Below are 21687 nucleotides of genomic sequence, written 5' to 3'. Positions count from 1 at the left end.
CAACTGCATACCGTAGTATTAATGGCAATTCTTCAAAGCGTTACCTTCTCATTTAATTGCTCAGAGTATTAGTTCTCCTAAATATAAATTTAGTGTGTAGTCTTTTCAACTACAAACGTGTCGCACCGATATCTATATCGGGCATTGTTACCCTTTCAGGGTTTAAAAACCTTTCAAATATGAGTCCATATTCTATAGGGTCTATATCTATTATTCCAAGACCATATGAGACTATACTTCCTGCAGCCGAACCTCTTCCAGGCCCTACCATTATTCCATTATCTTTAGCATACTTTATAAAGTCCCAAACTATTAAAAAATAATCTATATAACCCATATCTACTATTATACCGAATTCATATAAAAACCTATCCATTAATTCATCTGTAAGTTCACCATATCTATTTTTTAATCCTTCTAATATAAGTTTTTCTAAATATGATTTATTTGTAAAACCTTCTGGTACAGTATATTCTGGTAGGTGAAGATTTCCAAATTCTATTTCTACATTACACCTTTTGGCTATATTTATAGTGTTTTCTATTGCATCTTCATAATTGCCAAATCTCTCATACATCTCTTCTGGAGATTTTAAATAGAACTCATCGCTTGGAAATCTCATTCTATCTGTTTCTCCTATTGTTTTTCCTGTTTGTATACAAAGAAGTATATCGTGAACTTCTGCATCCTTTTTATTTAAATAATGAACATCATTTGTAGCTATAAGGGGTATCTTTGTTTCTCTACTAAGTTTTACAAGTTCACTATTTACTCTTAACTGCTCTTTCATACCATGGTCTTGAAGTTCTAAAAAGAAATTTCCCTCTCCAAATATATCTCTATATTTTAAAGCTATTTCTTTAGCCTTTTCATAATTATCTTCTAATATATATTGTTGTACTTCTCCTGCAAGGCATGCTGAAAGAGCTATTATTCCTTCACTATATTTTTTTAATACTTCATGATCTATACGAGGTTTATAGTAAAATCCATTTATATATCCTTCTGAAACAATTTTCATAAGATTTGAGTATCCTATATTATTTTCTGCTAAAAGTACTAAATGATATCTCTTTTTATCCTTTGTTTCCTTATCTGTATATTTATCTCGTGCTACATAAACTTCTGACCCTAATATTGGTTTTATGTCATTTTTTTTAGCTTCTTTATAAAAGTCTATAATTCCAAACATAGAACCATGGTCTGTTATTGCAATGGAATCCATCTGCATCTCTTTAGCCTTTTTAATCAACTCTTTTATCTTAGCTGAACCATCTAGAAGACTATATTGGGTATGAACATGTAAATGAACAAAGTCTTTTTTTTCTATTTTAATCACATCCTTTTTGATATATATATTTTACCACAATTAAGCGAAAATAAAAAAAGCTTCAAAAGAAGCATTATAAAAAAGCTTTTTTTGAAACTCATTGACGGAAAGTCACTAAATTAAAAGAGCAAAAGTAGGACTTTCCTATTCATTATAAAAAAAGACTCATAGGAGTCTTTACATAAACTTTTTTATAACATTTTCTATTAAGGAAAAGTCTATTACTCTAAAATCATCTAATACTCTTTCTGTCCAATTAGGTGTATTTTTGTTTTCATAAAACTTACCAAATGTCATTATACTTTCTTCTATTATATTTAAACCTTGATAATCAAGATTGCCCTTTTCTTTTGACATTATTATAGTTTTAAATGGAGTTTCATTTGGTTTTATACTTCCTGATAGTGGATGAGTTAAAAGCTCATATCCTTCATGTATCTTAGATCTAACGATCTCTAATATATCTTTATAAGAATAATCTTCACTAAAAATAAATTCAAATCTATCTTTGTATTTTTCATATACGATTTTATTATTTGTAATTATAACTTTTCCCATATGCTATTACCTCCTTTAAATTTCTTTATATCCACTTTGTAAAAAGTTTATTAAATCTTCTACTGCTTTTTTTTCATCTACCCCATTAGCCATTATAGTTATATTTTCTCCTGGATAAGCCCCCAGACTCATTATACCTATTATGCTCTTACCATTGACCCTACTTCCACAAAATTCTATTTCTATCTCACTTTGATATTTATTTGCTTTTTGTACAAATTTTGCAGCAGGTCTTGCATGAAGACCTTCATCACTATTTAGCATTATAGTTTTCTTATGCACTTACCTTCCTCCTCTTAATTCTTCTGCTATTTCTCCAATTTTTCTAAATCTATGATTCACTCCTGATTTTCCAACAGGACTATCTAGCATCATTCCTATTTCTTTTAAACTTGCATCCGGATTATCTAGTCTAAGGCTTGCAACTTCTCTAAGGTTCTTTGGAAGTTTAATTAATCCCATACGAGATTCTATAAGTTCAATATCATTTATCTGTCTTAGACTTGCACTTATAGTTTTACTTAAATTTGCTGTTTCACAATTTACAATTCTATTTATATTGTTTCTAACATCCTTTAATACTCTTACATCTTCTAATTCTAAAAGTGCTTGATGTGCTCCCATTATATTTAAAATATCTACTATCTGCTCGCCTTCTTTTAAATATACTATATAATTATCTTTTCTTAGGACTATCTTAGCATTTAAATTAAATGAATTTATAATCTCAGATAAATTTTCAGCATGCTCTTTATTATTTGTGACCATTTCCAAATGATAGGTCTTTTCTGGATTGCTAATAGAACCTCCGCCTAAAAAAGAACCCCTTATATAGGATCTTCTACAACATCTTTTTTCTATTATATCTTTCTCTATTTTATAATCTGGATTAAAGATATTGTTCTCTTTTTCTTTAATAAAACCAACATCTAAAAGTATTTTCTTTGATATATCTCTATCTCCTATAGCTATAAGATAATTATTGTTCTTTTTTAGTTGTCTATTTCGTCTAACCATTACTTCTATGTCTACATCATAACTCTTTTTTAATATAGAAAATATCCTTCTTGCAATACTTGCATTTTCTGTAGAAAACTTTAAATTGATTTTTTCAGATCCTGCTATTTTTATAGTTCCACACATCCGAACTAATGCAGAAAGTTCTGCTAAAGAACAACAGATATCTTCAATAGGAAGTTTTGAAAGTTCGTTTTTGGTTTTTTGAGAAAATGACATATTACCACCTGTTTCTATTTTTTAAGTTTTAAAAACTTTTTTATTATTTCTCTTTCATCTTTATATTTTAATATTTCTAAGACTTTATTTTGGTGAATAAATTTTGCACTAATAAAGCCTTCAGACCTTTGAGGTCTACACTCCATAGAAAAAGATTCCATTTGGTACCAGTACACTATCTTAGAAACGATTTCATTATATTGAATACTTTTATATTTATAATTTATCTCTCCAATATAATCTATTATATTAGCTTTAACGCCTGTCTCTTCTTGTACCTCTCTTAAAGCTGCTGCGGGAAGAGTTTCACCCTTTTCCACTCTACCCTTTGGTAAGACCCAATCTCCATTATATTTTTTTAATAGCAAAATAGTATTACCAAATATAACAACACCCCCAGAGCTAATTTCCTTACGCATATTATCAACTCCTGAGAATCCACTTATACCTATCTATCAATATTATCTTAATTATACTATATTTCAATACATAATGTTAGCTTATTTTATTTTTATATGATTTAAGCTACTTTTGTTATACAATAGAATCTATTGAAAACACTATAAAACTTGTCTTATTATACCTTGCAAAATAGCTATAAAAAGTAAAGTTTTGGGTATTATAATATAGAGGTGAATACTATGATAAATGAAAAATTCATTATAAATTTACAGGGGAAGAGTTTTGTAACTTATGAAGGATTGTTAGATTTAGCTCATCAGATAGGGCTTGTATCTTTAGAAGTGGATTTGGTACAATTTCCAAGTGAAGAAAATAATATGACAGCTATTGCAAGAGCAGTAGCAACTACTCAAAAAGGTCGATTTAGTGATATAGGAGATGCAAGCCCTAGATCTGTCAACAGTATGCTAGCTCCTCATATTATACGAATGGCTTCTACAAGAGCAAAAGCTCGCGCACTCCGTGATCTTACAAATGTAGGTATGACGGCTGTAGAAGAGCTTTCAATGGAAGAGGGTGTAGCTGAAGGAGAAGATCACTATGGAACTGTAGAATCTCCATCTAGTGACCCCCCTACTAAAAGACAAATTGAAACTATAAAAAAACTAGCGGATGATTTAAACAAAGAAATCAATTACGATACACTTAACAAAAGAACTGCTGGTACTTTAATAGGAAAATTATTAGAAGATAAGAAAAAGTAGGCCCTTTTACTATGGTCTACTTTTTGCTAATTGCACCAATAGTTTACTTAGGTTTATATTGTCATGCCTTATATAATCTTTTTTTATATCTATTAAAGAATTTGCTATAAGAGTTATACCTTTTTTAGCGAGGGTTTTTTCATCACTATTTTGTATTTTCACTGGAACTGATCCATCGTGTATATACTTTTCTAAAGTTTCTATTGGAACGTCTTGCGTATTTGCAATTACATAGTTTAAAAGATCATCTCTGGAATGGTCAAGTATTGCCTGAACATGCTCTAATACTTTATAATCATCTGTTTCTCCTGGCTCTGTCATAACATTTACTATATATGCCTTAGGAGCAGGTGATTTAACTATAGCTTCTACAATATCCTTTACTAAGAGATTTGGGATTACTGAAGTATATAAGCTCCCAGGACCTAATACTATAATATCTGCTTCTTTTATAGATTCAATTGCTTCAGGGAGAGGCTTTGGTATTTCAGGATCTATGGACACCTTCTTTATCTTGCTCTTTTCTTTAGTTGATTCTATAGATATATAGGACTCTCCTTCTACCATCTTTCCATTTTGTAACTCAGCTTTTATTCTAACATTATCTAGAGTCATAGGATAAACTTTTCCAGTTATGGCAAGGACATTACTTGATTCTTTTATAGCTGTTTCAAAATTACCATATATACCATTCATAGCAGCTATAAATATATTACCAAAACTCTGTCCTTTTAACATTCCCTCTTCAAAACGATATTGAAATAATTTTTCCATTGTAGGTTCTGTATTTGCAAGCGCAAGCATACAAGCTCTTATATCTCCTGGTGGCAACATGCCTAAGTCCTCTCTAAGTACGCCTGAACCTCCACCATCATCTGCAACTGTTACTATAGCAGTTATATTTTTCGTGAATTCTTTAAGCCCTTTAAGTAGGATAGAAAGCCCTGTTCCTCCACCTACTACGACAACCTTTGGTTCATATCTTTCTTTTTTAAAACTCATATATACCACCTATCTTTTTAAATCTCTATGATTAGAGATGGCTCTGTGACCATTATCTTTTAATATTTCTGATACCTTATTTGTTATAGCAACTGATCTATGAAATCCCCCCGTACAACCTATTCCTACTACAAGTTGTGTCTTTCCTTCTTTTACATAATATGGTATCAAAAACTCTAACATATCTATAAGTTTAGAGATAAATATATTTGTTTGAGGCCATTTAAACACATAGTCTTTAACTTCCTGTTCTCTTCCAGAGTGCTCTTTTAGTTCAGGGATGTAAAATGGATTGGGAAGAAATCTCACATCAAACAATAGATCTGCATCTGATAATACACCATTTTTAAAACCAAAACTTATAAGAGATATAGTAAGTTTTCTCTTTTCTCCACCTTCTGAAAATAGCCTATATATTTCTTCTTTAAGCATTCCAAGATTTAGGTTTGAAGTATCTATTATAAAATATGCCTTTTCTTTTAACTCCTGTAATAGCTCTCTTTCTTCATCTATGCCTTCTATTATCCTACCTTCTGGTTTTAAAGGATGAACTCTTCTAAGTTCTTTATACCTTTTAATAATAACGTTGTCTGAGGCATCTATAAAGAGTATTTTATATCCTATTCCCATATTATTTAGTTCATCTAGTGATTTAAAAAGTCCATGGAAAAATTCTCCACCTCTAGTGTCTATTACAACTGCTATCTTTTTCATACCTCTTTTAGATTCTTTAAATAGTTCTGCAATTTGCGGAAGCAAATTTGGCGGTAGATTATCCATGCAGTAATATCCCATATCTTCTAAAATTTTCATAGTTTGAGACTTTCCTGCTCCTGACATTCCAGTAATTATTAAAAAGTCCATCTTTTTCCTCCTATGTTCTTATGTTTTTTATCCTGTTTAATGGAAGATTTGCATTCTTTATTCGCTCTAAAGATTTTTCTATATTTCCAACATCTTCAGGAGTATGCGCATCAGAGTTGACTATAAATTCTACATCTTCTTGCATAGCTATCTTTATGCTCTCAATAGATAACTCTCCATGCTTTGCATTTATTTCAAGTGCTGTACCAACTTTACCAGCTTCTTTTGCGAGTTCTCTTATATCTAATTTAACTTTAGCACCGGGATGAGTTATAAAGTCTATAGGATATCTATTTATAGCCTTTATAAATGCTAATGTATTTTGCTCAATTGATTTTTTCTTGCCTAAACCTGAAAACTTGGTTAAAGGATTCTTTATATAAAGTCCTATTCCATCACCAAAGCTTGCTGGGATAACTCCATAGTGATATCCCAAAAGAAGTATATCTGTATGCTTTATTAATTCATCATCCATATCAATCATACCTTCAAAACTAATGAGGTTTGCCTCTACCCCAAGAAGAATATTTATTCCATCTTTTGAATACTTATCATTTAGTCTAAGAATTTCTTCTTTCATTAAAGGTATATTTTTCTTTTTTACTCCATATAAGAAATGACCTGGTCCATGATCACATATTGCTATTTCTTTAAGTCCTTTTTCAATCGCTACCTTTACATTATCTTCTATATTTCCCGTTCCATGACTGTATATTGTATGTGTATGATAATCTCCAAACAATCTCATTATAAATCTTCTCCTAAAAGTTTTATCTCTCTTTCAAGTTCTACATCATAGTTGTCTTTAACTGTCTTTTTTATTATATCTATAAGTGTTAATACATCTTTACAAGTAGCATCATCTGCATTAATTACAAAGCCACAGTGTTTTTTAGACACTTGTGCTCCTCTATATCTTAAACCTCTTAGACCTGAATCATCTATAAGTTTTCCAGCAAAATATCCCTCGGGTCTTTTAAATGTGCTTCCCCCACTTGGCCATTCTAAAGGCTGTTTTGACGTTCTTTTATAAGTTAAATCATCAATTGTAGCTTTTATCTCTTCCTTTTTACCAGAATTAAGTTTAAATACTATATTTAAAACTATTAGACCTTCATCTTCTACTCTGCTACCTCTATATCTAAAGTTCATCTCTTTATTAGAATACTCTTTTATTTCTCCACTCTTATCCAATACCCTTACAGATTCTACTACATCTTTCATCTCACCACCATAAGCACCTGCATTCATGGTTATCGCTCCCCCAAGTGCTCCGGGAATGCCTGTTGCAAATTCAAAACCTGAGAGTGAATTTTCCAGTGCAACTCTACTTATAGCGTTTAAGAGTGCCCCAGCCTGGGCGTATATTCTATTTCCTCTTACTTCTATTTTTTTAAAGTTTTCATTTAACTTTATTATAACTCCCCTTATGCCCCCATCTTTTACAAGCATATTGCTTCCATTACCCATAATCATAAAATCCAAGTTTTCTTCTCTACAGATTTTTACAGCTCTTTTTATTTCTTCCTCAGAAGTTGGAAGTATCATTATATCAACGGGTCCGCCTATTTTAAAACTTGTATGATTTTTCATTGGTTCATCTATAAGTACAGTTCCCACATTTTTATCTTCAAATATTTGGATTAATTTTTTCTTATCCAAACTACCACTCCTAACATTAATATTATTCTTATTCTATCATATACTTTTATTTTATGCTATATTCATCTTGTTTATAGAAAATATACTTGTTAATACAAAATATACTAGCCAAAAATATAAAAAAGATGCAAACTAAAGAGTAAATTTATCATTTACTCTTTAGGTGCATCTTGTTTAAAACATCTTTTCTATAGAAAGAAATTATTTATTATTCTTGTTCAGCCATTCTCTTATAGCTTTCATATTTTTTCTTAGCATTATTTTCCGCTGCAACAAAGAGTTCTTCTGCCATTTCAGGGAATGTCTTTCTAAGAGAAGTGTATCTAACTTCAGAGTTTATAAAGTCCATAAACGGTTCTGTAGGCTCTTTAGAATCTAATTGGAATGGATTTTTCCCTTGATCCTTAAGTCTTGGATCAAATCTATATAGATGCCAATATCCTGAGTCAACCGCTCTCTTTTCTTGTCTTACACTAGTACCCATACCAGATCTAATACCATGGTTTATACAAGGTGAATAAGCTATTACAAGAGATGGTCCATCATAGCTTTCAGCTTCATTGATAGCTTTTAAAGTTTGATTCATATTTGCTCCCATAGATATTTGAGCTGTGTATATATAACCATAAGTTGTCATCATAATACCTAAGTCTTTTTTTCTAATCTCTTTACCTGAAGCTGCAAATTTAGCTACTGCACCTATTGGTGTGGATTTAGATGATTGACCACCAGTATTTGAATATACTTCAGTATCAAATACAAGTATATTTATATCTTCTCCAGAAGCAAGCACATGATCAAGTCCACCAAAGTCTATATCATAAGCCCATCCGTCTCCACCAAATATCCAGATAGATTTTTTAACTAGATAATCTTTTCTCTCTGCTATTTCTTGTAATATTTCATTTGCTCTTTCATTTTCAAGCTTTATTTCAAGTCTTGGTAAAATCATTCCAGCTGCCGCTTTAGTAGCCTTTTCATCTTTCATGTTTTCTAACCAATTTGTAAAGTATTCGTTTAATTCTGATTCTACATTTAAAGAAATAAACTCTTCCATCAATATTTGAATTTTATTTCTTATCTGCTTAACAGCTATTGCCATACCATATCCATACTCAGCATTGTCTTCAAATAAAGAGTTTGCCCAAGCTGGTCCTTTACCTTCTTGATTTTTACAATATGGAGTTGCTGGTGCAGAACCACCCCAGATTGATGAACAACCTGTAGCATTTGCTATATACATTCTATCTCCAAATAACTGAGTTACAAGTTTAGCATAAGCTGTCTCTCCACAACCTGCACAAGCTCCAGAAAATTCTAATAGAGGTTGTCTAAACTGACTGCCTTTAAGAGTTGTAACTGGCATTGGATCTTCTTTTGTCTTTATAGTAGTAGCGAATTCCCAGTTTTTAGATTGTACTTCGTATTCTTCTTCAAAAGGTACCATAACTAAAGCTTTTTCTTTAGCTGGACAAACCTCAGCACAGTTTCCACATCCTGTACAGTCAAGAACTGATACTTGTATACGATAATCATATTTCTCCATGCCTTTACCCATAGCTTTTTTAGTTTCAAAAGTATCAGGCTTTGCAGCTTTTTCTTCTTCATCTAATAAGAATGGTCTTACAACTGCATGAGGACATACATAAGCACATTGATTACACTGGATACAGTTCTCTATCTTCCACTGAGGTGCTTCTATTGCTATACAACGTTTTTCAAAAGCTGATGTTCCATGTGGGAAAGTACCATCTACTCTATCGCCTGTGAAAATGCTTACTGGTAATTTACCACCTTCTTGTCTGTTCATAGGAATAAGAATTTCATTTATAAATTCTGGAAAAGAATCTTCTTTTTGTTCTTCCCCTTTTGCATCTTTCCAATATTCTGGAACATCTACCTTAACTAAAGCTCCTATCCCCTTATCTACTGCTTCGTAGTTCATATTTACTATAGCTTCACCTTTTGTACCATAAGCATCTACTATAGATTTCTTTAAGTGAGATATTGCTTCATCAAGAGGTAGTACTTTTGATAATTTAAAGAATGCCGCTTGCATTACCATATTTATTCTAGCACCAAGACCTATTTCTGCTGCTATCTTAGTTGCATTTATAGTATAAAAATCTATATTGTGATCTGCTATATACTTTTTCATTTCACCTGGAAGATAATCATCTAGTTCTTCTTTATCCCATATACAGTTAAGTAAGAACGATCCTCCATCTTTAAGACCTTTTAATAAATCATATTGATATACATATGATTGTTTTGAACAAGATATAAAGTCAGCATCTGAGATTAGATATGTTGATTTTATAGGTTCATGTCCAAATCTTAAGTGGGAAACTGTTATACCACCTGATTTTTTACTATCATAGGAGAAATATCCCTGAGCATACATATCTGTATCATCACCTATGATTTTTATAGCCTGTTTGTTTGCACCTACCGTACCATCTGATCCAAAGCCCCAAAACTTACATTTTATTGTTTCTTTTAGCTCTGTTTTTATAATATCTTTTACTTCTAATGATTTATGTGTTACATCATCTACTATACCTATAGTAAATCTATCTCTTGGATTATCTTCATTTAAATTATTAAATACTGCAAAGATTTGTGAAGGAGTTGTATCTTTTGATCCAAGTCCATATCTTCCCCCAACTATAACTGGTCTTTGCTCTTTATTGAAGAATATTGTGTTTACATCTAAATGAAGAGGCTCAGCTATTGCACCTTTTTCTTTTGTTCTGTCTAATACCGCTATCTTTTTAACCGTACTTGGCAATACATCAAAGAAATAATCTGCTACAAAAGGTCTATAAAGATGAACTTTTATAACTCCTACTTTTTCTCCTTTTTCTAAAAGATAGTCTACTGTTTCTTCTATAGTTTCAGTTACAGAACCCATAGCAACTATTACTCTTTCTGCTTCTGGATGACCATAATAATTAAATGGTTTGTATTCTCTTCCTGTAATTTTGCTTATTTCTTTCATATAATCATAAGTGATCTCACCTATGTTTTCATAATAAGGGTTTGAAGCTTCTGCTGCTTGGAAATATACATCAGGATTCTGAGCTGTTCCACGGGTTACTGGATTTTCTGGATTTAGTGCTCTTGCTCTAAACTCTCTAAGAGCATCTTTATCTAATAACTTTCCTAATTCCTCATATTCCATAACTTCTATCTTTTGAATCTCATGACTTGTTCTAAAACCATCAAAGAAATGTACAAATGGTACCCTTCCCTTTATAGAAGATAAATGAGCTACCCCTGCTAAGTCCATAACTTCCTGTACAGAACCAGATGCAAGCATTGCAAAGCCTGTTTGTCTTGTAGCCATAACATCTTGGTGATCTCCAAATATACTAAGTGCATGAGATGCTATTGCTCTTGCCGATACATGGAACACACACGGAAGAAGCTCACCCGCTATTTTATACATATTTGGGATCATAAGAAGTAATCCCTGAGAAGCAGTATATGTAGTAGTTAGTGCTCCTGCCTGCAAGGAACCGTGTACTGCACCAGCTGCGCCCCCCTCAGACTGCATTTCTTTTACTAATACTTCTTGTCCAAAAAGGTTTTTCTTTCCCTCCGCTGCCCACACATCAACATTTTCTGCCATGTCTGATGAAGGAGTAATTGGGTATATTGCAGCAACGTCAGTAAATGCATAAGATACATATGATGCGGCTGTATTTCCATCCATGGTTTTCATAACTTTGGTCATATTGCATAACCTCCTATATTTTAATTGGTGTTAAACTGTTATTGTTCCATCCCTTTTAGTATATAAAATATCAAGGGTGATGTCAACTAAGTTGTTCAAAAATTTAGAATTATTTTTTATTTATAGAATTACTCTTTATTCTTTCATTTAATTCTTCTGCAGCATTATATCCTAAAAGTTTTTGTCTAAAGTTTCTTACTGCAACTTCCAATATCATAGCTACGTTTCTACCTGGTCTTACAGGTATTGTAGCCGTTGGAATTTCAAGATTTAAAACCCTAGTAAAGCTCTCATCAAGGCCTATTCTATCATATTCTGTATCTTCATTCCAAAGTTCTAGTTCTACTACTAAGTCTATATATTCATAATTTTTTACAGATCCCACGCCATAAAGCCTTTCTATATCAAGGATTCCAAGACCTCTTATCTCCATAAAGTGACGTGTTATAACAGGAGACTTTCCCATAAGCCTTCCCTCTATATCTTTTATCATGACTGTATCATCAGAAATAAGTCTATGTCCACGAGTCACAAGATCAAGAGCCGTTTCAGATTTGCCTACTCCAGATTTACCAGTTATAAGAACTCCTATTCCAAATACTTCTACAAATACACCATGAACTCTAGTTTCAGGTGCAAGTTCTAATTCTATAAAACTAGCCATTTTATTTGATAAGCTTGCAGTTGTCCTTTTAGACCTTAAAATAGTTCTATCGTATTTTTTAGCTAGATGAATCATCTCTGGAAACACATCTAAATTTCTAGAGAAGATAAGAGCTGGCATATCATATGAAAAGTACATATCCATGTTTTTTATTCTTTCTTCTAGAGGAAGAGTTTCATAATAATACCATTCTGCATTACCTATAATCTGAATTCTATCAGGAACAAACTTATTAAAATATCCACCTATTTGAAGTCCTGGCCTACTTATTTCAATAGAATATATTTTTATATCATCTATATCACTTGAAGCATATATAACTTCTAAATCTAATTCTTCTATAATCTCTCTTAAACTTATATAGTTCATTTAGTCTTCTCCCTTTATTTGATATTCATTTGGTATTATTATAGCTGCTACTATATAGAGGATTATCCCGCCGAAAAATGCGGTTAGTATTGAAAGGATAGCCCAGGCAAGTCTTATAAGGGTAGGGTCTATATTAAAATATTCTCCAATACCACCGCATACTCCTGCTATCATTTTATTTTTTTTAGATTTATAAAGTTTTTTCTCCATTTTACCTCTCCTTTCTAAAATGATTATATAGTTCTGTTGCAGATTTTATATTCATAGTCTCTACCACTTTTAACTCTTCTACGCTTGCAGATTTTATCTTTTCAATACTCTTAAAATGTTTGAGAAGAGCTACTTTCCTTTTGTGTCCAATGCTTTTTATATCATCGAGTTCAGACTTAAACATATCCTTACTTCTAAGACTTCTATGATAGTTTATAGCAAAACGGTGTGCTTCTTCTTGTATCTTATAGATCAATTTAAATCCTTGTGAATCAAGATCCATATTATATTCTTTGTTATTATATATAATACCTCTTGTTGTATGAAAGTCATCTTTTACTAGACCACAAACTGGAATATCAAGCCCTAAATTTTCCAATACTCTTAAAGCTATATTTACTTGACCTTTACCTCCATCCATCATTATAAGATCAGGAAAACTTGAAAAACCTTTCATCTTTAAGTCCTCTTCGCTTTCTTGTTCTTTAAGTCCACGAGTAAATCTTCGTTTTAAAACTTCTTCCATACTCCCATAATCATTTGGAGTTTCTATTGTCTTTATTTTAAACCTTCTATAGTCACTTCTTTTAGCTTCTCCGTTTTCAAAAACTACCATAGAACCCACTGAATGAACTCCACTTATATTTGATATGTCATATGCTTCAACCCTCTTAATAGCATCTTCTAACCCTAATATATCTTGAATCTGTTCTAGAGCCTTTATGTTTTCTCTATGTTTTTTTAAAAACTTATCTCCATACTTATTTAACATATCTCTTGCATTTTTACTTACCATCTCTATAAGATTAGTCTTATCCCCTCTTTTTGGAACAGTTATATTTACTTTTGTACCTCTTTTACCCTCAAGCCACTTGCTTACAGCCTCTAAATCCTCTATTTCTGTTTCTAATATTATCTCTTTAGGAACATAAGCAGCTCCTATATAAAATTGCTTTATAAATGAACTTAAGATTTCTCCTCTATCCGCACTAAAATTATCTTCTATTAAGAAATGTTCTCTTCCAAGTATCTTTCCACCACGAATAAAGAATATCTGTATACAAACTTCTTCTAAACCTCTTGCCATAGCTATTATATCTTGGTCAATGGTAGTATCTGATACTATCTTTTGCTTTTCTTGTAATACAAGGAGTGAGTTTAGCTGATCTCTATAGACACTTGCTTTTTCAAACTCTAAGTTTTTAGATGCTTCTATCATATTGTTTTCTATCATGTTTATAATAGTTTCATCTTTGCCACTTAAAAAATTTAGAACTTTTTTTATTATCTCCCTATATTCTTCTTCATCACCAAGCCCTATACAGACACCAGTACATTTTCCTATATGATATCTAAGGCAGGGTCTAAGGTTTTTCTTAGTTTTATCTAGATTTACCTTACAAGTTCTTATTGGATATATATCATGAAGTATATCTATAGCATCATTTACCGCTGTTGCACTTGGATAAGGTCCAAAGTATTTTGCACCATCTTTTAACACTCTTCTAGTCTTCATAACTCTTGGAAACTTTTCATTTAAACATACCTTTATATAAGGATATTGCTTATCATCTCTTAATAGTATATTGTATTTTGGTTTATGTTTTTTTATGAGATTGGATTCTAAGATTAACGCTTCTACTTCATTGTCTACTATTATATATTCAAATTCTTTTATATGGCTAACCATAGCACGAACCTTTGTGCCTTGGCTATTGCTTTTTTGGAAATACTGCCTTACTCTATTTTTAAGGGAAATCGCCTTTCCCACATAAATAATTTCATCATCACTATTTTTCATTATATAGACACCAGGTTTAGCTGGTAAATTCTGTAGCTCTTCTTCTATATTAAACATTTTATCACCTTTGTTTTTTATCTTTATTTACTATATATTATACCATATATAGGTATAAAAATATAAGGTGATTAGACCGGGCCAATCACCTTATATTTTATTAGTTTATTATATTTCTCTTGTCTTTTCTTTAAGCCATTCTAATACTTTTCCATCTAAATAGGGTGATAGTTTTTCGTAAACTTCACTATGGTAGCTATTTAACCATCCTTTTTCAGATTCAGTTAAGAGTTTTTCATCTATGCAATTTAAATCTATCGGTACAAAAGAAAGAGTTTCAAAGCTCATAAACTGACCAAACTCTGTCTTTATATCTTTTTTTACCGCTACTATATTTTCTATTCTAATGCCATGCTTAGAAGCCCTATATACTCCAGGTTCTATAGATACTACCATTCCTTCTTCTAGTACCACATCATTTGGTACGTTTGCTATACGATGAGGTCCTTCATGTACATTTAGGAAAAACCCTACTCCATGACCTGTACCATGTTTATAATCAAATCCTTCTTTCCATAATGGATATCTACAAATTGCATCTAGTTGATAACCATTAGTTCCTTCTAAAAACTTCATATCAGTAAGGTTTATATGACCCTTTAGAGTCAAAGTAAAATCTTTCTTTTCTTCATCTGTTATCTCTCCAAGTGATACAGTTCTAGTTATATCAGTTGTTCCATCTAGATATTGTCCACCTGAATCTACTAGATATAGCCCTTTAGCCTCTAGCACAGAAAAAGAATCTCTAGTTGCAGAGTAGTGAGCCATAGCAGCATTTGCTGCATAAGCAGATATGGTGTTAAAGCTTGGCTCTACAAATAGGTCTTGTTCTCTTCTAAAATCTTCTAGCTTTTCTGCGGCAGATATTTCATCAATCTCTTCCTTACCTATAGTACTATCTATCCAGTGAAGAAACTTAACTAAAGCCACACCATCTTTAACATAAGCATTTCTTTGGTTTTCTAATTCAATCTCATTTTTATTAGCTTTTAGCTTTGTGGTTATATCTATATCATCTATGACTTTAACAGTCTCATTTAATGACTTATATAGCCATCTGTTTATTCTATTCTTATCTAAAAGTACATTTTCATCTTTTAAACTCTCTATGAAATTTGATATTTCTTCATACTCTTTTATTTCTATTTTATTTTCATTTAAAAAACTCTCTACCTTTTCTTCGATCTTTTCTTTATCTACAAATAAAAGAGCTCTATCTTTAGTAATAGCCGCATAAGAAATAACTACTGGATTATAAGCTATATCGCTTCCCCTTAAATTAAAAACCCAAGCTATATCATCTAAACTAGAAATCAAGAATATGTCGGCATCCTTTTCCTTCATTGAATTTCTTACCTGTTCTATCTTTTCTTTTGGAGTAAAGCCCGCATATTTTTTATCTAGACTATAAGCTTTCCCACTTGGAAGTTCTGGTCTATTCTTCCAAACTTCTCCCACTAAATCAAATTCATCTATAAGTTCTATATCTTTTTCTTTTAAAAGTTTTTTTAATATTTCTACTTCTGCTTGGGAAAATAATTTTCCATCAAATCCTAATTTAGCTCTATCTTTTAAATTATCCTTTAGCCATCTGGTAAAACTTGGAACATCTTTTTCTCCCATTTTCATAAGATTGTATTCCGAACCCTTAAGCTCATTTTCAGCTTGAATAAAGTATCTTCCATCAGTCCATAAAAGAGCTCTATCACTTGTTATAACAACATTACCTGCAGAGCCGGTAAAACCTGATATAAAGCTTCTCCCTTTATAGTATTCTGCAACATATTCAGAACCATGAGGATCTTTAGTAGGAACTATATATGCATCTATTTCTTTTTCTTTCATAAGTTTTCTTAAACTTTCAAGTCTTTCGTTTATAATAGGTCATTCCTCCCTTGTTTTATTAATAATTATACTATAGAGGAAAGGAAAATACTATGGATTAAGGAGATATTTTCTAATGTGTTTTAATATAAATTATTATCCATTAACCCTTACCTTTATTTCCATTATAAGTTATAATGTTATTATTGCTATAAATGCTAACTTGGTTCCTTGGTCGAGTAGGGCAAATATGTCTTAATATTTTTTTAATCAAATATATAATATTATTACGATAATAAATAAAGCAAATAGATTTTAATGAAGGAGTGATAGTCTTTGAAAAAAGATAAGAAAGTTATTATATTACTAGTTTCAGTATTGTTAATAGTAATATATTTTAGTGGTGTATTTTACTATAAAAATAGATTCCATAGCAGGGTATCTGTTAATGAAATTAATATAGGTGGACTGACTTTGCAAAAGGCAGATAAGAAACTTGAAAAATCAGATTTATGGGATAAACTTACAATCAAAAGTGATACACAAGAGTTCTTAACAATAACGGAGGAAGAAATAGATTATAAATATATTAGCACTCCTGGTTTGTCTAAAATATTTGATGAACAGAATGAATGGAAATGGTTTTTATCTATCTTTAAAAAGCCTGTATATACCACACCAATATTATCCAGTTACAATAAAGATAAGGTTAAGAAGATGATAGATGGTATAGAAGAATTAGATAAAAAACTTTTAGATGCTAAGGTTGTTTATTCTAGTAGTTCTGATGCTTTTGTAATAGAGCCTCATAGTTATGAAATTAAACTTACTAAAGAACAACTTTTTGACTTAGTTTCGGAAAGTATAGAGAAAAGGGATAGTGAAGTAAATATAGAAAAAAATATAGAACAACCTACTATATTTGATAATGACAAATCATTAATTACAGCAAAAAACAAAGCTAATGAATACTTGAAATTACAATTAAAATATGACTTTGGAGATAGAGAAGAATTAATAGATCGTTCTATATTGAAGGACTTCATTACTATTAAGGAAAAAGAAGTAGATATAGATCCAGAAAAAGTAAAAGAGTATGTAGCAGAACTTGCGAGAAAGTATGATACATACGGCAAGGGTAGAGAATTTAAAACAAGTACGGGGAGAAATATAACTACAAGTGGTGGATCATATGGGTGGTTAACGCACAGAGGAAAAACTGTAGATGAGCTTATTAAACACATTAAAAGTGGCGAAAATAAGACTATAGAACCAATTTACTCATATGAAGCTTTAATAAGAAACTCTAACGATATAGGAGATTCATATGTTGAAATTGATTTAAAGGAACAGATGGTATATGTTTATATAAAAGGACAACTAAAAGTTAAGACTCCAACAGTAACTGGGAATGTCTCTAAAGGGTATAATACTCCACCAGGAGTGTATCCTCTAAACTACAAAGAAACAGATGCTGTTCTTAAAGGAGAAGGCTATGCTTCACCTGTGAAGTATTGGATGCCGTTTAATGGAAACATTGGTCTGCATGATGCTGATTGGAGAAGTAGTTTTGGTGGGAATATATATGAGAACAACGGTTCACATGGATGCATAAACTTACCTCCAAGTAATGCTAAAACTATATTTGATTTAGTTTATCCTGGAATGCCAGTTATAGTTCATTAAGATTGAATCCTTATGGGGGTAATGTAAAGTAATCTGTGCTTTTAGGAAATAACATTCTCTTTTCTGGCAAGAATCCAAATAGGATAAAAGCTAGAAAGGAGAATTTTTTATGAGTTCAATGCCAAAAGAAGTTTTAAGAGAAATGATAACAGGAGGTAATTTAAAAACATCAGGAGATCTTCATTCTTACCTCAGGGATATGTTTAAAGATGTACTGCAAGAGATGCTAGAAGCAGAATTAGATATGGAATTAGGCTATATTAAGATATAGCTACTCATAATTAAAATTATTGCCAAAACTAATCATTTTAATGCATAAAATAAAATAGTTTTGGCAAAGATAAAAACAAGCTATTAAATTGTTAAATTTTTACAACTGAAAATTTATTATCAGCTTAGAGATATTATTTCTCTCTAAAGCACAAAGTTATTTACATTCTCTATATTTTTATCTATATCTCATGCAATATTTCCAGTCTCATCAATAAAGACTTCTTTAAACTTATCTTTATTCTTCAAAATTTCAAACACTCTATATAGGTTATCACTCATATTATAAATTCTTACTTCTCCATTATCAAAAAGAGTAGTCAAAGTATAATCTTCATTAGCTATAATCTTTAGCTATAACCTTTTTTTATTGTTTTAGCTCCTGATTCGAAGTATTCTCTTACATTATTGGGCATTTCACCGTTAATCTTTTCAATCTCTTCAATAGAAACACTTCAAGTATACTCGCCATACTTCGCATGAAAATGTGGTGGTAAGTGGTCTCTATAATTAACAAATATCTTTATTCTTCCTATTTAGCTATTTCATCTAATATATTTTGAAACTCATCTAGTGATTCTACTAGTACAGCTTCATCAAGCATATCTTCTAATAATATCTTATTTTCTATTCTTTCTAATGATTTATCAATCTCTAAATTTGAAGTTTTGAATCTTCTTAGTAAGACTCTTTTAATAGCTTTTCTAATTCCTTTCAACTCACCTTTTTGTTCACCTAACTCTATACCCTCTTTGATACCTTCTTTTCTTAACTTTTCAGCTGCTGTCATAACTAGTTCACCACCTTTTTTTGATATTTGTCCTGCTACTTCAAATAATTCTTCAGCACTTATATCTTCTCTAACAGTCAATATATAAGTCATTGACTCTATTATATAGTAATCTACCATATCTTCATCTTTATTATTTGTAAATACAGTTATAGCTTCTGTAAATATATCTAATATTTCATCTTTTGATGCATATCTTGCTTGATTAAGAGTTCTAATAACTATAGCATGATCTTCAGATAAGCCTTCTCCCTCATCTGAAAATGATAAGTCCGTTAACATATATTCAAAATCTGGTACATATTTCTTGATACTATCTGGTAAATCACTATAGTTAGCTATCATCTCTCCTAGTGTTCTCTTTATATTCCATCTATATTTATCATGATATACTACTAAAGGTATAACTAATGGTATCTCTATATCTCCAGTATCTATTATCCTATCATTCTTTCTTCTATCTAGGCCATCTTGTATTTTCGCTTCCCATACAGCTATCATATATTTTAATACCTGAAAAATAACCATCCTATCTCTATATGACTTATGTTCAAATAAGAAATATATATAGGCTTCCTTCTCCATAATATCTACCCTAAATAAAAGATCTGTAAACTGCTCTTTGAAATCCTTGCTTATATAGCTTGTTGGCTGAGATGTTAAGGTATTCATATCTATCATTTTAACTAACTCTTCTGGCAAATAGTTAGTTAGAAAATCTTTAGTAAAATCTATTTCTCCAAATGTAGATCTAAAATACTTGTCATGTGGCTGATTCAGTTTCCCCATTATATCACCTCTTCTTTCAATGTATCTATCACTTCTATTATACCCTATATAAAAGCATTATAAAATGCTTTCATAAATAAAGTCTTTATATTTCTACTATAGGATAGATTCTGTTTCATCTTTCTTTTTAAAGATATAATAGGAACCTTTTGTACTTTTTATAGTTGGGTTCCATAACCTAATCCTTTTCTTTCTAGTCTACCTTAGCGTATCTGTCTTATGGTATAATGATAATTAAAACTCTGTGGAGGAATTTAATGGAATTATAAGCATAGAATTATTAGATCATATTATTCCTTTTAATGAAAATCATCTTGAGAAGTTACTAGGTGAATATATTCATAATTATTATAATACTAATCGTACTCATCAAGCTATTAATTGTGAAACTCCTATTAGAAAGCCTAAATATATACCTGTAGATGCTAAAGATATTAAAATAAAATCAACTCCTGTGTTTAATTGTCTTTATCATACTTACACAAGAGTTGCTTAAAATACAATAATTTATCTTTCCCTTTCTAGTAACTCCTCCAAGTCTGTGTACTTCTAGAACATCAAATCACCGTGATCATAATACCTTCCATTTTTATCAAACATATAATCCATAGGTCCTTCAACAGGAAGACTTAAAAATCCATTATAAAAGAAGAAAACTTCGCTTGAGTTCGGGTTATGAAATATATAATCATTATTAAAGTTTTTACCTTGATAATCTTTAAGAGGAGTATATTTATTGTTCTTATCTATAAAACCCAAATCAATACTGAATGAAAAATCTGGCAGGTTCTCCCAGTTCTCAAGATCTTCTGCATCTTTTATAGCGGCAAAATATCCGCCTATAAGAGCATCTGCATTTTTCCATCCATTAGCTACAAAAACACTTTATTGTTGCTTTTTCTATATTTTTATCTAACAGAAACTTTTTTACCTGCTCAGGCAAAGTATCTTTTCTCATTATATGTATCATCATTTTGCATTGACCTCGTTGTCCTATATCCGTATATCCAATTTATACCTTTAGGAGGATGATTTCTCCATAAAACTCCAAAAATAATCATAAAGATTGGAACTGGGATAACAGAAATATGTCGCATCCCTACCAATCCGTTCTAATCCTATTGCATCCTTTGAAAATGATAAGGCACAGAAACGATGAAATAGATTATTATTTGCCATTTTATTAACCTCACTAAATTTAGATTCCATAATGGATTATATATTTTCCATTTTCTTCTGCTTGATTAGCTAAAGAAATCAAAGGAATATAAGCATTTGAGTTATGAGAAGATAAGACCTTTATAAATGCATTCATTGATTTAGGTGGTATAAGAGTTATGCCACAATAGGCAAGTCCTTTTTCCATTCTTTGCAGAGTATGCCAATAGCAATCTACACTTTGCAACTCCATCATAATTAGCTCAATTAAATCATCATCAATCTGAATACAATCATATTTCTGCGGTTCATAAGAATCAAACCTTTCTTCACTTTTTGGATTTTTTTGCATAATACCAAACTCATGTTTAGAAATTTTTGATACACCTCCATAAATTCCTATTTATCTTTTTAATTGTATCTTATAAATGATTCTAAAACTATCTAAAATAAAAAACATCTGGGATTTTGTAGTAATATTATTTTTCTTTTGATAAATAAAACCAAAAATA

20 protein-coding genes and 2 pseudogenes are annotated in these 21687 nt (G+C 30.9%); 4 read left to right on the top strand and 18 right to left on the bottom strand.

All coding sequences use genetic code 11. The features are described 5' to 3' along the window. Positions 1-127 precede the first annotated feature (127 nt). From dnaE to TICRE_RS03640, 5 genes and pseudogenes are all read right to left on the bottom strand, one after another. Positions 128-1339 (bottom strand): annotated as a pseudogene (gene dnaE, locus TICRE_RS03660) (DNA polymerase III subunit alpha); the annotation flags it as partial. A gap of 168 nt (positions 1340-1507) precedes the next feature. Continuing rightward, positions 1508-1888, bottom strand: a complete 381-nt coding sequence (locus tag TICRE_RS03655) for a GrdX family protein (RefSeq protein ID WP_075725243.1) — start codon at positions 1886-1888, stop codon at positions 1508-1510. A 15-nt stretch (positions 1889-1903) separates the two neighbouring features. Then, positions 1904-2170, bottom strand: a complete 267-nt coding sequence (locus TICRE_RS03650) for an HPr family phosphocarrier protein (protein WP_075725241.1) — start codon at positions 2168-2170, stop codon at positions 1904-1906. Further along, complete coding sequence (whiA, locus tag TICRE_RS03645) at positions 2171-3124, bottom strand: DNA-binding protein WhiA (RefSeq protein WP_075725239.1); 954 nt, start codon at positions 3122-3124, stop codon at positions 2171-2173. Positions 3125-3138: 14 nt separating this feature from the next. Further along, positions 3139-3543, bottom strand: coding sequence for an NUDIX hydrolase (locus TICRE_RS03640; RefSeq protein ID WP_075725237.1), 405 nt, complete (start codon positions 3541-3543; stop codon positions 3139-3141). 222 nt (positions 3544-3765) lie between these two features. On the opposite strand from TICRE_RS03640, the gene TICRE_RS03635 reads away from it, so the two are divergent. Further along, the gene (locus TICRE_RS03635; RefSeq protein WP_075725235.1) at positions 3766-4290 is read left to right on the top strand and encodes a hypothetical protein; all 525 of its coding nucleotides are present in this window, start codon (positions 3766-3768) and stop codon (positions 4288-4290) included. Between the two features lie 9 nt (positions 4291-4299). Here the strand turns inward: TICRE_RS03635 and TICRE_RS03630 are convergent, their stop codons facing one another. From TICRE_RS03630 to TICRE_RS03590, 9 genes are all read right to left on the bottom strand, one after another. Then, on the bottom strand, positions 4300-5292 hold the full coding sequence (locus TICRE_RS03630; protein ID WP_075725233.1) for a gluconeogenesis factor YvcK family protein: 993 nt from the start codon (positions 5290-5292) through the stop codon (positions 4300-4302). A gap of 9 nt (positions 5293-5301) precedes the next feature. After that, on the bottom strand, positions 5302-6156 hold the full coding sequence (gene rapZ / locus TICRE_RS03625; RefSeq protein ID WP_075725231.1) for an RNase adapter RapZ: 855 nt from the start codon (positions 6154-6156) through the stop codon (positions 5302-5304). A gap of 10 nt (positions 6157-6166) precedes the next feature. Continuing rightward, positions 6167-6904 carry a PHP domain-containing protein gene (locus tag TICRE_RS03620; RefSeq protein ID WP_075725229.1) on the bottom strand — a complete coding sequence of 246 codons (738 nt, stop codon included), beginning with the start codon at positions 6902-6904 and terminating at the stop codon, positions 6167-6169. Then, positions 6904-7818 (bottom strand): UDP-N-acetylmuramate dehydrogenase, encoded by a 915-nt coding sequence (murB, locus tag TICRE_RS03615; RefSeq protein WP_084191797.1) that lies wholly within the window; start codon positions 7816-7818, stop codon positions 6904-6906. The genes TICRE_RS03620 and murB overlap by 1 nt, the downstream gene beginning before the upstream one ends. A 208-nt stretch (positions 7819-8026) precedes the next feature. Then, complete coding sequence (nifJ, locus tag TICRE_RS03610) at positions 8027-11557, bottom strand: pyruvate:ferredoxin (flavodoxin) oxidoreductase (protein WP_075725227.1); 3531 nt, start codon at positions 11555-11557, stop codon at positions 8027-8029. 109 nt (positions 11558-11666) lie between these two features. Continuing rightward, entirely contained in the window at positions 11667-12590 is a 924-nt protein-coding gene (gene hprK / locus TICRE_RS03605; protein ID WP_075725225.1) for an HPr(Ser) kinase/phosphatase, read from the bottom strand. Continuing rightward, positions 12591-12800 (bottom strand): PspC domain-containing protein, encoded by a 210-nt coding sequence (locus TICRE_RS03600; protein WP_075725224.1) that lies wholly within the window; start codon positions 12798-12800, stop codon positions 12591-12593. A 1-nt stretch (position 12801) separates the two neighbouring features. Beyond that, on the bottom strand, positions 12802-14658 hold the full coding sequence (gene uvrC / locus TICRE_RS03595) for an excinuclease ABC subunit UvrC (protein ID WP_075725222.1): 1857 nt from the start codon (positions 14656-14658) through the stop codon (positions 12802-12804). A 108-nt stretch (positions 14659-14766) separates the two neighbouring features. Then, positions 14767-16503, bottom strand: a complete 1737-nt coding sequence (locus TICRE_RS03590) for an aminopeptidase P family protein (protein WP_075725220.1) — start codon at positions 16501-16503, stop codon at positions 14767-14769. Between the two features lie 315 nt (positions 16504-16818). On the opposite strand from TICRE_RS03590, the gene TICRE_RS03585 reads away from it, so the two are divergent. Together TICRE_RS03585 and TICRE_RS13040 are read left to right on the top strand one after the other, a co-directional pair. Then, positions 16819-18168: a L,D-transpeptidase family protein gene (locus TICRE_RS03585; RefSeq protein ID WP_075725218.1), complete on the top strand. Its 1350-nt coding sequence runs from the start codon at positions 16819-16821 to the stop codon at positions 18166-18168. A 109-nt stretch (positions 18169-18277) separates the two neighbouring features. Then, a pseudogene (locus TICRE_RS13040) lies at positions 18278-18433 on the top strand (IS256 family transposase); the annotation flags it as partial. A 460-nt stretch (positions 18434-18893) separates the two neighbouring features. Here the strand turns inward: TICRE_RS13040 and TICRE_RS13830 are convergent. Both TICRE_RS13830 and TICRE_RS03570 read right to left on the bottom strand, forming a co-directional pair. After that, positions 18894-18959, bottom strand: coding sequence for a DUF4160 domain-containing protein (locus TICRE_RS13830; protein ID WP_408645642.1), 66 nt, complete (start codon positions 18957-18959; stop codon positions 18894-18896). A gap of 11 nt (positions 18960-18970) precedes the next feature. Continuing rightward, positions 18971-20017: an Rpn family recombination-promoting nuclease/putative transposase gene (locus TICRE_RS03570; protein ID WP_075725216.1), complete on the bottom strand. Its 1047-nt coding sequence runs from the start codon at positions 20015-20017 to the stop codon at positions 18971-18973. A 244-nt stretch (positions 20018-20261) separates the two neighbouring features. Between TICRE_RS03570 and TICRE_RS13160 the strand changes: the two genes are divergently transcribed. Next, positions 20262-20513 (top strand): hypothetical protein, encoded by a 252-nt coding sequence (locus TICRE_RS13160; protein WP_075725214.1) that lies wholly within the window; start codon positions 20262-20264, stop codon positions 20511-20513. A gap of 53 nt (positions 20514-20566) precedes the next feature. Here TICRE_RS13160 and TICRE_RS13155 read toward each other — a convergent pair whose 3' ends face one another. Together TICRE_RS13155 and TICRE_RS03555 are read right to left on the bottom strand one after the other, a co-directional pair. After that, complete coding sequence (locus TICRE_RS13155; protein WP_075725212.1) at positions 20567-20776, bottom strand: hypothetical protein; 210 nt, start codon at positions 20774-20776, stop codon at positions 20567-20569. 439 nt (positions 20777-21215) lie between these two features. After that, positions 21216-21527 carry a hypothetical protein gene (locus TICRE_RS03555; protein ID WP_198927472.1) on the bottom strand — a complete coding sequence of 104 codons (312 nt, stop codon included), beginning with the start codon at positions 21525-21527 and terminating at the stop codon, positions 21216-21218. Positions 21528-21687: the final 160 nt, after the last annotated feature.

The sequence above is a fragment of the Tissierella creatinophila DSM 6911 genome, assembly GCF_001940565.1.
In the GTDB taxonomy this organism is placed as follows: Bacteria; Bacillota; Clostridia; order Tissierellales; family Tissierellaceae; genus Tissierella_A; species Tissierella_A creatinophila.
Note: the sequence above shows the minus strand (reverse complement) of the source record. Positions and strands in the feature narration are given on the sequence as shown.